Source organism: Undibacterium sp. Di26W (genome assembly GCF_049340265.1).
Lineage (GTDB): Bacteria > Pseudomonadota > Gammaproteobacteria > Burkholderiales > Burkholderiaceae_D > Undibacterium.
Map to the genome: position 1 here is coordinate 301,415 of NZ_JBMPOR010000004.1, position 11,986 is coordinate 313,400.

17 protein-coding genes are annotated in these 11,986 nt (G+C 52.8%); 16 read left to right on the plus strand and 1 reads right to left on the minus strand.

From position 1 onward, the window contains the following. Positions 1-27 precede the first annotated feature (27 nt). The 16 genes from ACO0LM_RS07525 to tatC all read left to right on the plus strand — a co-directional run bounded on the left by ACO0LM_RS07525 (position 28) and on the right by tatC (position 11,325). Positions 28-264, plus strand: coding sequence for a BolA family protein (locus ACO0LM_RS07525; protein WP_423035768.1), 237 nt, complete (start codon positions 28-30; stop codon positions 262-264). Then, complete coding sequence (gene murA, locus ACO0LM_RS07530) at positions 264-1,514, plus strand: UDP-N-acetylglucosamine 1-carboxyvinyltransferase (protein WP_423035770.1); 1,251 nt, start codon at positions 264-266, stop codon at positions 1,512-1,514. The genes ACO0LM_RS07525 and murA overlap by 1 nt, the downstream gene beginning before the upstream one ends. Then, on the plus strand, positions 1,514-2,167 hold the full coding sequence (gene hisG / locus ACO0LM_RS07535; RefSeq protein WP_423035772.1) for an ATP phosphoribosyltransferase: 654 nt from the start codon (positions 1,514-1,516) through the stop codon (positions 2,165-2,167). Before murA ends, hisG begins: the two co-directional genes overlap by 1 nt. A gap of 17 nt (positions 2,168-2,184) precedes the next feature. Beyond that, complete coding sequence (gene hisD / locus ACO0LM_RS07540) at positions 2,185-3,501, plus strand: histidinol dehydrogenase (protein ID WP_423035774.1); 1,317 nt, start codon at positions 2,185-2,187, stop codon at positions 3,499-3,501. Between the two features lie 37 nt (positions 3,502-3,538). Further along, on the plus strand, positions 3,539-4,312 hold the full coding sequence (locus ACO0LM_RS07545) for a DNA-methyltransferase (RefSeq protein ID WP_423035870.1): 774 nt from the start codon (positions 3,539-3,541) through the stop codon (positions 4,310-4,312). A 123-nt stretch (positions 4,313-4,435) separates the two neighbouring features. Next, complete coding sequence (gene hisC / locus ACO0LM_RS07550) at positions 4,436-5,524, plus strand: histidinol-phosphate transaminase (protein WP_423035776.1); 1,089 nt, start codon at positions 4,436-4,438, stop codon at positions 5,522-5,524. Continuing rightward, positions 5,521-6,123, plus strand: coding sequence for an imidazoleglycerol-phosphate dehydratase HisB (gene hisB, locus ACO0LM_RS07555; RefSeq protein WP_422983274.1), 603 nt, complete (start codon positions 5,521-5,523; stop codon positions 6,121-6,123). The genes hisC and hisB overlap by 4 nt, the downstream gene beginning before the upstream one ends. 31 nt (positions 6,124-6,154) lie before the next feature. After that, positions 6,155-6,793, plus strand: coding sequence for an imidazole glycerol phosphate synthase subunit HisH (hisH, locus tag ACO0LM_RS07560; RefSeq protein ID WP_423035778.1), 639 nt, complete (start codon positions 6,155-6,157; stop codon positions 6,791-6,793). 87 nt (positions 6,794-6,880) lie between these two features. Continuing rightward, positions 6,881-7,672, plus strand: coding sequence for a 1-(5-phosphoribosyl)-5-[(5-phosphoribosylamino)methylideneamino]imidazole-4-carboxamide isomerase (gene hisA, locus ACO0LM_RS07565; protein ID WP_422983270.1), 792 nt, complete (start codon positions 6,881-6,883; stop codon positions 7,670-7,672). Next, positions 7,669-8,433, plus strand: a complete 765-nt coding sequence (hisF, locus tag ACO0LM_RS07570; RefSeq protein WP_186947693.1) for an imidazole glycerol phosphate synthase subunit HisF — start codon at positions 7,669-7,671, stop codon at positions 8,431-8,433. The genes hisA and hisF overlap by 4 nt, the downstream gene beginning before the upstream one ends. Next, positions 8,430-8,831, plus strand: a complete 402-nt coding sequence (gene hisI, locus ACO0LM_RS07575) for a phosphoribosyl-AMP cyclohydrolase (RefSeq protein WP_423035780.1) — start codon at positions 8,430-8,432, stop codon at positions 8,829-8,831. Before hisF ends, hisI begins: the two co-directional genes overlap by 4 nt. Positions 8,832-8,869: 38 nt before the next feature. Next, entirely contained in the window at positions 8,870-9,223 is a 354-nt protein-coding gene (locus ACO0LM_RS07580; RefSeq protein ID WP_423035782.1) for a phosphoribosyl-ATP diphosphatase, read from the plus strand. A 47-nt stretch (positions 9,224-9,270) separates the two neighbouring features. Continuing rightward, positions 9,271-9,642, plus strand: coding sequence for a histidine triad nucleotide-binding protein (locus tag ACO0LM_RS07585; RefSeq protein WP_423035784.1), 372 nt, complete (start codon positions 9,271-9,273; stop codon positions 9,640-9,642). A 111-nt stretch (positions 9,643-9,753) separates the two neighbouring features. After that, positions 9,754-9,972, plus strand: coding sequence for a Sec-independent protein translocase subunit TatA (gene tatA / locus ACO0LM_RS07590; protein ID WP_422983260.1), 219 nt, complete (start codon positions 9,754-9,756; stop codon positions 9,970-9,972). A 46-nt stretch (positions 9,973-10,018) separates the two neighbouring features. Then, entirely contained in the window at positions 10,019-10,504 is a 486-nt protein-coding gene (gene tatB / locus ACO0LM_RS07595) for a Sec-independent protein translocase protein TatB (protein WP_422983256.1), read from the plus strand. 44 nt (positions 10,505-10,548) lie between these two features. After that, on the plus strand, positions 10,549-11,325 hold the full coding sequence (gene tatC, locus ACO0LM_RS07600) for a twin-arginine translocase subunit TatC (protein WP_422983254.1): 777 nt from the start codon (positions 10,549-10,551) through the stop codon (positions 11,323-11,325). Here tatC and ACO0LM_RS07605 read toward each other — a convergent pair. Beyond that, positions 11,308-11,985 carry a DUF2461 domain-containing protein gene (locus tag ACO0LM_RS07605; protein WP_423035786.1) on the minus strand — a complete coding sequence of 226 codons (678 nt, stop codon included), beginning with the start codon at positions 11,983-11,985 and terminating at the stop codon, positions 11,308-11,310. The two genes, tatC and ACO0LM_RS07605, sit on opposite strands and share 18 nt — an antisense overlap. Between the last annotated feature and the right edge of the window lies 1 nt (position 11,986).

Below are 11,986 nucleotides of genomic sequence, written 5' to 3' on the forward strand. Positions count from 1 at the left end.
GTCACCATTTGATCAAGAAAGTTAGCCGTGTTTCCTACGCCCGAACAAATTAAACATTACATAGCAGCCGGTCTGGAATGTACGCACCTGGAAGTCGAAGGCGATGGCCAACATTTCAAGGCCGTGATCGTCTCCACTGCCTTTGCCGGCAAACGCCCGATACAACGCCACCAACTGGTGTACGCCGTGCTGGGTGACCGCATGCGCGAAGAAATACATGCCCTTTCGATGAAAACCCTGACTCCTGAAGAGTACGCCGCATAATGGATAAATTATTGATTACAGGCGGCAATCGCCTGAATGGTGACATACACATCTCCGGTGCCAAGAACGCGGCACTGCCTATCCTGTGCGCAGGCTTGCTGACCTCGGGTGACGTGGTTTTGCACAATGTGCCATCGTTGCAGGATGTCAGCACCATGCTGAAACTTCTGCGTCAGATGGGTTTGCAAGTCACACAGGAAAATGGTGTGACTACCCTGAACGGTGCCGCCGTCGACAAACTGGAAGCACCGTATGACCTGGTGAAAACCATGCGCGCATCGATACTCGTGCTGGGCCCTTTGCTGGCGCGTTTTGGTGAAGCCAAGGTATCCCTGCCTGGCGGTTGTGCGATAGGTTCGCGTCCTGTGGATCAACACATCAAGGGCCTGCAAGCCATGGGTGCCGAGATCACCATAGAAGCTGGTTACATCCATGCCAGGGCAAAAAAACTCAAGGGTGCGCGCATAGTCACTGACATGATTACCGTGACAGGTACAGAAAATCTGTTGATGGCAGCCACGCTGGCCGAAGGCGAAACCGTGCTGGAAAACGCAGCGCGTGAACCGGAAGTCACCGACCTGGCCAACCTGCTGCTTGCCATGGGTGCAAAGATAGAAGGCATAGGCACGGATCGCCTGGTCATCCAGGGTGTGGATAGTCTGCATGGCGCGACCCATACCGTGATCGCCGACCGCATAGAAACTGCAACCTTCCTGTGTGCCGTCGCTGCCACTGGTGGTGACATCACTTTGAAAAACACCCGTAGTGACATCCTGGATGTCGCTCTGGATAAATTGCGTGAAGCGGGCGTGATATTGACGACCGGCCCGGATTGGATACGTGCGCAAATGAGCGGACGCCCCAAGGGAGTCGGTTTCCGCACTACCGAATACCCCGGCTTCCCTACCGATATGCAGGCGCAATTCATGGCGCTGGACTGTATTGCCCAAGGCACCAGCATTGTTACCGAAACGATATTTGAAAATCGCTTCATGCATGTACAGGAAATGAACCGTCTGGGTGCGAAGATAGAAATCGATGGCCACACCGCGATTGTGAATGGCGTCGATAAGCTGGTCGGTGCGCCGGTGATGGCAACCGATTTGCGTGCCTCTGCTTCGCTGGTGATTGCTGCCATGGCGGCAGAAGGTGAAACCCTGATCGACCGTATCTACCATCTGGATCGCGGCTATGACCGCATGGAAGTCAAACTCTCCGCAGTTGGTGCACAGATACTGCGAGTCAAATAATGTCTTCACAACTGACATTGGCCTTGTCCAAGGGCCGCATCTTTGAAGAAACCCTGCCCCTGCTGGAAGCAGCAGGCATACGCGTGGCCGAAGATCCGGAAAAATCGCGCAAGCTGATTTTGGCCACCAATGATCCTGATGTACGCGTCATCATCGTGCGTGCTTCTGACGTGCCTACTTATGTGCAATATGGCGCTGCCGATTTCGGTGTGGCTGGCAAGGATGTCTTGCATGAACATGGCGGTGCAGGCCTGTACCAGCCTATCGATCTGAACATTGCCAAATGCCGCATGTCGGTGGCGGTATCGCTTGGTTTTGATTATGAAAACGCTGTGCGCCAGGGGGCGCGCCTGCGTGTCGCTACCAAGTACACGGAAACTGCGCGTGAGCATTTCGCCAGCAAAGGTGTGCACGTGGATTTGATCAAGCTATATGGTTCGATGGAACTGGCACCACTGGTTGGCCTGTCGGATGCGATTGTTGACCTGGTCAGCACTGGCAGCACCCTGCGTGCAAACAACCTGGTTGAAGTTGAGCACATCATGGAAATTTCTTCACGTCTGGTGGTGAACCAGGCAGCGCTGAAGTTGAAACGTGAACGCTTGCAACCCATATTGGAGGCATTTGATCGCGCCTCCAAAGCAAATGCATAATTGACCCAGAGAACAGCATGGCATCCCTGATTACCCGGCTTGACACTGCCGATATAGATTTTTCCAGGAAACTGACTTCCCTGCTGGCCTTTGAAGCCAGCGAAGATGAGGCGATAGATCGCGCTGCTGCGCAGATTCTGGCCAGCGTCAAAACCAGTGGCGACACTGCCGTGCTGGAAGCGACCAATCGCTTTGATCGCCTGAATGCCAGCAGTGTCGCCGCGCTGGAATTGTCACAGGAAGAAATGCATGCCGCACTGGCATCATTGAATGCTGAACGTCGCACAGCGCTGGAAATCGCCGCTGCACGCGTACGTGCTTATCACGAGATTCAAAAAACCGAATGTGGCTCTGCCGGTTTTAGTTATACCGAAGCTGATGGCACCGTGCTGGGGCAAAAAGTCACGCCGTTGGATCGCGTTGGTATCTACGTACCCGGTGGCAAGGCCGCTTATCCATCTTCGGTATTGATGAATGCGATACCGGCCAAGGTAGCTGGCGTCAAAGAAATCATCATGGTCGTGCCTACACCAGACGGTGTAAAGAACCCGCTGGTATTGGCAGCGGCCGCGATTGCCGGGGTTGATCGTGTGTTCACCATTGGTGGTGCCCAGGCCGTCGGGGCGCTGGCGTATGGCACGGCAAGCATCCCTGCTGTCGATAAAATCGTTGGCCCTGGCAATGCCTATGTGGCTGCTGCCAAGCGTCGTGTGTTTGGCGTCGTCGGCATCGACATGATCGCCGGCCCGTCTGAAATTTTGGTCTTGTGCGATGGCACGACAGACCCGGACTGGGTCGCCATGGATTTGTTCTCACAGGCGGAACATGACGAACTCGCGCAATCCATTTTATTGTGTCCGGATGAAGCGTATATCGAAGCCGTGCAGGCCAGCATCGTCAAGCTGTTGCCTGCCATGCCCAGGCATGCAGTGATCCGTACTTCGCTGGCGAATCGTGGTGCATTGATCAAGGTGCGTGATATGGATGAAGCCTGTGAAATTGCGAATAGCATTGCGGCCGAACATCTGGAAATTTCTGCAGAAAATCCACAGCAATGGGCAGACAAGATACGCCATGCCGGTGCCATGTTCCTTGGCCGTTATTCATCTGAATCCCTGGGTGATTATTGCGCTGGTCCCAACCACGTGTTACCGACTTCGCGTACTGCGCGATTTTCTTCACCATTGGGCGTATATGATTTCCAAAAGCGTTCATCCATGATTCACGTCAGCGAGCAAGGTGCACAGACCCTGGGTAAAGTGGCGGCTGAGCTGGCCTATGGCGAAGGTTTGCAAGCCCACGCGCGTAGTGCAGAATTGCGACTCAAGCCATGACAGCGAAACCGCAGCCTGAGATGAATACCTGCATATGATGGCTGACTGGCGTAACCAGGTGTTTTGTGAAGATGCGTTGCAAGGTCTGGCGCGCGTGCCCGATGCCAGCATCGATTTATTGCTGGCTGATCCGCCGTATGGCCTGGGCAAGGATTATGGCAATGATTCTGACAAGATGGAATCTGCCGCTTACCTGGAATGGATGGCGCAATGGGTGGATCTGGCTCTGCCCAAGCTGAAGGCGAATGGCAGTCTGTACATTTTTCTGACCTGGCGTTATTCGCCGGAAGTGTTTGTCATGCTCAAGCAACGCATGAGCATGATGAATGAAATCATCTGGGACAGACGAGTGCCATCCATGGGTGGTAGTGTACGCAAGTATTCATCGGTGCATGACACCATAGGCTTTTTTGTCAAAGCCAAGGATTATTATTTTGACCTGGATGCGATACGCATCCCGTATGATGCAGCCACCAAGAAAGCGCGCAGCCGAAAAATTTTCGAAGGCGCGAAGTGGCTGGAAATGGGATTCAATCCCAAAGATGTCTGGAGTGTGTCGCGCCTGCACAGAGAGCATGCCGAACGCGAAGAACATCCTACCCAAAAACCGCTCGAAATCATCGAGCGCATGATCAAGGCTTCCTGCCCACCCGGCGGTGTTGTTCTCGATCCCTTCATGGGCAGCGGCACCACCGCCGTAGCTGCCAAACGTTGTGGGCGTGATTTTGTCGGTTTCGAATTGAACCCAGACTATTGCGCAATGATAGAAAATCGCCTGGCCCTGATCGATACGGAAGAACTTCCTGCCTGATTGATTCTGGTGGTCTGCGCGATTTTCAATGGTGAGTGGACTGTACGGTAGTAGTTGAAGGCGAAGTATTTGTCACGCGCCCTTCACTTCTGCTTCAACCGTTGCACTCCACTAGCCCTGAACATGGAGCAAGAATTGAGCATCACCAAACTGATACGCCCTGAAATCGCCAGCCTGTCCGCCTACCACGTGCCGGATGCCAGCGGTTTCCTGAAACTGGATGCGATGGAAAATCCCTACCAGTTGCCAGCGGACATGCAACAGGAACTGGCCCGGCATCTGGCGGGTGTGGCACTTAACCGTTACCCACAACCAGCCTATGCCAGCCTCAAGCAATTAATTGCCGACAAGCTAGGCGTGCCTGCAGCGCATGACATCGTGCTGGGTAACGGCTCGGATGAACTCATCAGCATGGTATCCATCGCCTGTGCCAAACCTGGTGCCAAGGTATTGGCCCCCGTGCCTGGCTTTGTCATGTATGCGATGTCTGCCCTGTTTGCCGGACTGGAATTTGTTGGCGTAGACCTGAATGCAGATTTCACGCTGAACAAAACCGCCATGCTGGCTGCTATTGCCGAGCATCAACCTGCCATCATCTACCTGGCCTATCCGAATAATCCTACCGGCAGTTTGTATGATGCCGATGACATGGTCGCGATTTCGCAGGCAGCCGGCAACCAGGGCATCGTTATCGTTGATGAAGCGTATCAACCCTTTGCCCAGGCCAGCTTCATGCCCAGACTGGCGGAATTTGATAACCTGGTGGTCATGCGTACCGTGTCCAAGTTGGGCTTGGCAGGTATACGCCTGGGTTATATGGCTGGAAATAATGCTCTGATGCATGAATTTGAAAAAGTGCGTCCACCCTACAACATCAATGTGCTGACCCAGGCGGCGGCAGAATTTGTGTTGGCAAGAGTGGAAGTACTGGATGCCCAGGCAGCAGAATTGCGCCAGCAACGCACTGCCCTGATGGCTGCGATGGCAGGTTTGCCAGGCGTGCAAGTGTTCCCGTCGGCTGCCAATTTTGTGTTGATTCGTGTTGCGAATGCCGAACAAGTCTTTGTGAAATTACGCGAACAAAAAATTTTAGTCAAAAATGTAGGTAAAATGCATAATCTGCTGGGAAATTGTCTGCGCATTACAGTCAGTACCCGGGAAGAGAATGCTCTTTTTCTTGCTGCCCTGGCAGCATCTTTATCATCAAAATGAACAAGCCAATTGAACGCATTGCGGCGGTTACCCGCAATACCAATGAAACGCAAATCCGTGTTGCCATCAATCTGGATGGCAGCGGCCAGCAAAAACTGAACACCGGTGTGCCTTTTCTTGACCACATGCTGGATCAGATCGCCCGTCATGGCCTGATCGATCTGGACATAGAAGCCGTCGGTGATCTGCATATCGATGCCCACCACACCGTGGAAGATGTCGGTATTACGCTGGGCCAGGCATTTGCCAAGGCGATCGGTGATAAAAAAGGTATACGCCGTTATGGCCATGCCTATGTGCCCCTGGATGAGGCACTGTCACGCGTGGTCATCGATTTTTCTGGCCGCCCCGGTCTGGAATACCATATTCCCTTTACCCGCGCCATGATAGGCAATTTTGATGTTGACCTGACTCGTGAATTCTTTCAGGGCTTCGTCAATCATGCCCTGGTGACCTTGCACATCGACAACTTGCGCGGCGACAACTCCCATCATCAGTGCGAAACCGTATTCAAAGCTTTTGGCCGCGCCTTGCGCATGGCAACCGAGCTGGATGCGCGTGCCGCTGGGACCATACCTTCGACCAAAGGCAGCCTTTAAATCCTGATACCAGCCATGCTGGTAAATCATTATGAACAAAATTGTTGTTGTAGATTACGGTATGGGCAATTTGCGCTCGGTAGCGCAAGCCCTGCGTGCCGTTGCGCCGGATGCTAATGTGTTGATCTCTGGCGAAATTGCCGATATCCAAAGCGCTGACCGCATCGTTTTGCCGGGGCAGGGGGCCATGCCCGATTGCATGAGTTGCCTGCGTGAATCAGGCTTGCAAGATGCCTTGCTGGAAGCTGCCCGTAACAAACCCCTGTTCGGTGTTTGCGTAGGCGAGCAAATGCTGTTTGACATCAGTGAAGAAGGTGAAACACCCGGCCTGGGCCTGTTGCCCGGCAAAGTGGTACGCTTTGCGCTGGAAGGTCAGTTGCAGGAAGATGGGTCGCGTTACAAAGTGCCGCAAATGGGCTGGAACCGCGTGCATCAATCGCGGTCTCACGCTTTGTGGCAAGATATTGCAGACGATGCTTATTTTTATTTTGTGCACAGCTACTATGCGCGCCCTGTCGATGGCCTGCATACCGTCGGGCTGACCGATTATGGTAGCCCGTTTGCCTGCGCTGTAGCCCGCGACAATATTTTTGCGACACAGTTTCACCCTGAAAAGAGTGCAGCAGCCGGCTTGCAACTGTATAAGAATTTTGTACACTGGAAACCTTAAGCGCATTTTTTCCTGAACAGGTTTTTGCTTTTCGGTTTTACTAATCACTTTTATTGTCTATCTGACGCCCACACTTTTTCTCATATCATGCTGCTCATTCCTGCTATCGACCTGAAAGACGGTCACTGCGTACGCCTTAAACAAGGTGATATGGACCAGGCTACCGTGTTTTCCGAAGATCCTGCTGAAATGGCGCGCCACTGGCTGCGTCAGGGCGCTCGCCGCCTGCATCTGGTGGATCTGAACGGTGCTTTTGCCGGCAAGCCCAAAAATGAGGCTGCAGTCAAAGCCATCATCCAGGCCGTGCGTGATTATGCCGAAGAAACCGATACCGAAGAAATCCCCGTGCAGCTAGGCGGCGGTATCCGCGATCTGGACACGATAGAACGTTATCTGGACGATGGTCTGTCCTACATCATCATTGGTACTGCAGCGGTCAAGAACCCTGGCTTTCTGGCAGATGCCTGCAGCGCCTTTCCGGGCCAGATCATCGTCGGCATCGATGCCAAGGATGGCAAGGTGGCGACGGATGGCTGGAGCAAATTATCTGGCCATGAAGTCATCGACCTCGCCAAGAAATTTGAAGACTACGGTGTCGAAGCCATCATCTATACCGACATCGGCCGCGACGGCATGATGGGTGGCGTCAACATTGATGCCACGGTCAAGCTGGCGCAAGCCGTCAGCATCCCTGTGATTGCCTCTGGCGGCGTGCACAACCTGGCGGATGTGGAAGCCTTGTGTGCAGTCCAGGATGAAGGCGTGGAAGGCGTGATTTGTGGCCGTTCGATTTACGAAGGCACCCTGGATTTGTCGTCAGCACAAGATCGTGCCGATGAACTCAGCGGTGAATTCGACGACGAAGAAGAGATGGAATGAGCTTAGCCAAACGTATTATCCCTTGTCTCGATGTGACTGCTGGTCGTGTCGTCAAGGGCATTAATTTTCAGGAACTGCGCGATGCCGGTGACCCGGTAGAAATCGCCCGCCGTTATGACGGGCAGGGTGCAGATGAAATTACTTTTCTCGATATCACCGCCTCTTCCGACGGACGCGACCTGATCTTGCCGATTATCGAAGCCGTGGCTTCACAAGTGTTTATTCCGCTGACAGTCGGCGGCGGTGTGCGTACGGTGGCCGATGTGCGCCGTCTGCTGAATGCCGGTGCCGACAAGGTCGGTATCAATACCTCGGCAGTCACCAACCCGCAACTGGTGGCGGATGCGGCGCATAAATATGGTTCGCAATGCATAGTGGTTGCCATCGATGCCAAGAATGTAGCGCCCGGCAAGTGGGAAGTATTTACCCACGGTGGCCGCAATGCCACTGGCCTGGATGCGGTTGAATGGGCACAGCATATGGCGAAACTGGGTGCCGGTGAAATCCTGCTGACCAGTATGGACAAGGACGGTACCCGTTCCGGCTTCGATCTGGGCCTGACCCGTGCGGTGTCGGATGCCGTGTCTATCCCCGTGATTGCCTCTGGCGGCGTGGGTGGTCTGCAAGACCTGGCGGATGGCATCAAAGTGGGCGGTGCGGATGCCGTACTGGCGGCCAGCATTTTCCATTACGGACAACATACGGTAGGTGAAGCAAAGCAATTTATGGCGGCACAACATATTCCCATGAGGTTGTCATGAGCGCGGCAAAATGGTTGAACAAGGTTAAATGGGATGAAAATGGCCTGGTGCCTGTCATCGCCCAGGAAGCCAGCAGCAATGACGTACTGATGTTTGCCTGGATGAACCGGGATGCCCTGTCGAAAACGGTGGAGCTGGGTGAAGCCGTGTACTGGAGTCGTTCCCGCAAGAAGCTCTGGCATAAAGGTGAAGAATCGGGCCACATCCAGAAGGTCAAGGAAATCCGTATCGATTGCGATGAAGACGTGGTTTTGCTGAAGATAGAACAGACTGACGGCATCGCCTGCCACACTGGCCGTCATTCCTGCTTTTTCCAGAAATTTGAAGGTAGCCTCAATGATGGTGACTGGGAAGCGGTTGATCCTGTACTGAAAGACCCGGAAAACATTTACAAATAAGTATGTACAAATGAGTATTTACAAATGAGCGTGGCAAAATGACAGCAACACAAGAGCAGACTTTGCAGCGTCTGGCAGAGATCATAGAAAGCCGCAAACTGGCGAATGGCGGTGATCCGGACAAATCGTATGTGGCCCGCCTGTTTTCCAAGGGTGACGACGCCATCTTGAAAAAGATAGGCGAAGAAGCAACGGAAACCGTGATGGCCGCCAAGGATGCGCGGGTGTCCGGTGATGCCACCAAGCTTTTATATGAGTGTGCTGATCTGTGGTTTCACTCGCTTGTCATGTTGGCGCAGTATGATCTCAGCCCTCAACAGGTGCTGGATGAGCTGGCCAGGCGCGAAGGTATTTCTGGTATAGACGAAAAAGCGGCACGCAAGGATGCGTGATCGGCCTCAAAATAATCATGCATCTTGTTGAAATGAACGGGTAAAACGTGGATAACTGCATTTTTTGTAAAATAGCTAGCAAACAGATTCCTTCTGCCAGTGTCTATGAAGATGAAGAATTACTGGTTTTTAAAGATATCAACCCGGCTGCCCCGGTGCACCTGCTGATTATCCCTAAAATCCATATCGATACCTTGTCTTCAGTACAGCAGGAACATACGGTTTTGTTGGGTAAAATGCTGGCTTTGGTCCCCAAGTTGGCACAAGAGCAAGGTTGTGCCCTTGTGCAAGAGGCTGATGGCAGCTTAACGGGGGGTTACAAAACCCTGATCAACACCGGACCGGATGGCGGGCAGGAGGTGTATCATCTGCATATGCATGTGATCGGCGGCCCCAAACCGTGGCGTGGACAACGCTGAGACTGGCTGACCGTGCGATAGAATACGCGTTACGGTCATCGGATTCCCATCAGGACTGGATGTTCTGATCATCATATTTTTCGGGAGCAAGTCTCTCACAAGGAGTAAGTAATGGGTTCATTAAGTATTTGGCATTGGCTGATTGTTCTGGTGGTAATCGTATTGGTGTTTGGTACCAAAAAACTGGGTAATGTCGGTTCCGATCTGGGCAAGGCTGTCAAGGGCTTCAAGGATGGCATCAAAGGCGAAGAGGAAAAAACTGCTGCTTCCCAGCAGGTTGCCGATAAAAGCACTATAGACGTAGAAGCAAAAGAAAAATCCAAGCTGTGATGTTTTTTTTGACTGTTCATCCGGATTTCTTGCCCAGGTCTGACCAATGATAGATTTGGGTATTAGCAAACTCGCCCTGATTGGTGTGGTTGCTTTGATAGTGATAGGCCCTGAAAAATTGCCCAAAGTGGCAAGGATGGCCGGTACCCTGCTGGGACGGGCGCAGCGCTATATCAATGAAGTGAAATCCGAAGTCAGTCGCGAAATCGAGCTGGAAGAATTGCGCAAAATGCAAAAGGATGTGCAGGAAGCTGCCCAGAATGTCGAGCAATCGATACATCAGACCTGGTCAGAAACCGAAAATGAACTGCGTAACATCGGCCAGGAAACCGAATCTGCACTTTTGCATACCGCTACGCCGGAACAACTGGCAGTCAAGGTAAAAAATTTCCGTCGCAAGAAATTGGCCCGCACTTCTGCTGTACCAGCCTGGTACAAAAATCGCCATGGCCAAAGGCAGAAAATCATCTCAGGCTCGGCTAGAATGGCACGCCATCGCGTAACAGCCCGTTCTGGCAGCAGCTTCTTTTAATTGTCGCTTATGTTTTTGCGTTTTTATAATCTGGCGGTATTCGCATGAGCGAGCAAACGGAACACAGTCCTGAAGAAAGTTTCATCTCGCACCTGGTCGAATTGCGCGACCGGCTGGTCAAGGCCATGTATGGCCTGCTGATTGCCTGTGCTGCCCTGATGGCATGGCCAGGGCCATCGGCGATCTATGACTTTCTTGCAAAACCCATGCTGGCATCCCTGCCGGCAGGTTCAAAAATGATCGCGACAGGCGTCATATCACCGTTCCTGGTACCGATGAAAGTCACCTTGCTGATGGCTTTCATGCTGGCGTTGCCGTGGATACTTTACCAGGCCTGGGCTTTCATCGCTCCCGGCTTGTACACCCATGAAAAACGCCTGGTTGCACCGCTGGTGATTTCTTCATCGGTGCTGTTTCTGAGTGGCGTCGCGTTCTGTTATTTCCTGGTGTTTGGCCGCGTCTTCAAATTCATCAATGAATTTGCACCTGCTTCCATCAGCGTGGCACCAGACATAGAGAACTATCTGGATTTCATCATTTCCATGTGCCTGGCGTTTGGGGTGACGTTTGAAGTGCCGGTGGTGGTGGTGGTGCTGGTACGCATGGGCCTGGTACCACTGGAAAAACTCAAGGCCATACGCCCCTATGTCATTGTGGGTGCCTTTGTGATTGCCGCCATCGTGACACCACCCGACATCGTCAGCCAGTTTTCGCTGGCGGTACCGATGATTATCCTGTTTGAACTGGGTTTGCTGATTGCTCCGCTGTTTGTGAAGGCAACCCAGGCACCCGAATCGACGGAATCAAACGGCGGGCACTGACCTTAACCAGCTTACCAGCGGCTTCGCGCTCTGGTAGGCTTTCAGCAGGGTGGCTTTCAGATCATCCGTATCCATGCCCTTGAGCGGGCATTCTGTCCACACCATGAAATTCTTCAGCTTGATCTGCTCTATGTGAGGCAGATCAGCATCAAAGCCTTTCGGCGGACGTTGCAGCTTGCCTTCATCCTGCAAGACACCAAAATACTGTTTCAGCTTCTTGTCCTTCAAGACCTTGGCAAAGCCATCCGGGTCAGCCACGATGTGATTGCGGATCGCTTTCAGGCGGTCTGAAGGCGGCATGTATTCTCCGCAGGCATAAAACAGGCGGCCAGTGCCATCCATCTGGAAATAATAGGCCGGCCCACCGCCTTCGCTGGGTTTTTTGCGTCCGTAGGGTACGATGGACGAAGAAAATGTGGTCTTGTAGGGTGACTTGTCATGGGCAAAACGGACGTCACGGTTGATGCGGAACAGGGCTTTTTTCGGCTCCAGTCCAGCAATGGAGGGATCAAACCTGCTGATGTCGGCGATCAGTTCCGTTACCAGTTGCAAAAATTCTGCGCGCAAGATGTCATAGCGCGGCTTGTTCATGACAAACCAGGCGCGGTTATTGTTATCGCCCAGTTCGGACAGATAAGCTTGTAAATCAATCAGGTGCATG

Bases quoted from the DNA above. Each gene is read 5' to 3' on its own strand.
- murA (WP_423035770.1), top strand. From the start codon at position 264: ATGGATAAATTATTGATTACAGGCGGCAATCGCCTGAATGGTGACATA.
- tatA (WP_422983260.1), top strand. From the start codon at position 9,754: ATGGGTTCATTAAGTATTTGGCATTGGCTGATTGTTCTGGTGGTAATC.
- ACO0LM_RS07580 (WP_423035782.1), top strand. From the start codon at position 8,870: ATGACAGCAACACAAGAGCAGACTTTGCAGCGTCTGGCAGAGATCATA.
- hisA (WP_422983270.1), top strand. From the start codon at position 6,881: ATGCTGCTCATTCCTGCTATCGACCTGAAAGACGGTCACTGCGTACGC.
- hisF (WP_186947693.1), top strand. From the start codon at position 7,669: ATGAGCTTAGCCAAACGTATTATCCCTTGTCTCGATGTGACTGCTGGT.
- hisG (WP_423035772.1), top strand. From the start codon at position 1,514: ATGTCTTCACAACTGACATTGGCCTTGTCCAAGGGCCGCATCTTTGAA.
- hisB (WP_422983274.1), top strand. From the start codon at position 5,521: ATGAACAAGCCAATTGAACGCATTGCGGCGGTTACCCGCAATACCAAT.
- ACO0LM_RS07605 (WP_423035786.1), bottom strand. From the start codon at position 11,985: ATGCACCTGATTGATTTACAAGCTTATCTGTCCGAACTGGGCGATAAC.
- hisD (WP_423035774.1), top strand. From the start codon at position 2,185: ATGGCATCCCTGATTACCCGGCTTGACACTGCCGATATAGATTTTTCC.
- hisH (WP_423035778.1), top strand. From the start codon at position 6,155: ATGAACAAAATTGTTGTTGTAGATTACGGTATGGGCAATTTGCGCTCG.
- hisI (WP_423035780.1), top strand. From the start codon at position 8,430: ATGAGCGCGGCAAAATGGTTGAACAAGGTTAAATGGGATGAAAATGGC.
- ACO0LM_RS07545 (WP_423035870.1), top strand. From the start codon at position 3,539: ATGGCTGACTGGCGTAACCAGGTGTTTTGTGAAGATGCGTTGCAAGGT.
- hisC (WP_423035776.1), top strand. From the start codon at position 4,436: ATGGAGCAAGAATTGAGCATCACCAAACTGATACGCCCTGAAATCGCC.
- tatC (WP_422983254.1), top strand. From the start codon at position 10,549: ATGAGCGAGCAAACGGAACACAGTCCTGAAGAAAGTTTCATCTCGCAC.
- tatB (WP_422983256.1), top strand. From the start codon at position 10,019: ATGATAGATTTGGGTATTAGCAAACTCGCCCTGATTGGTGTGGTTGCT.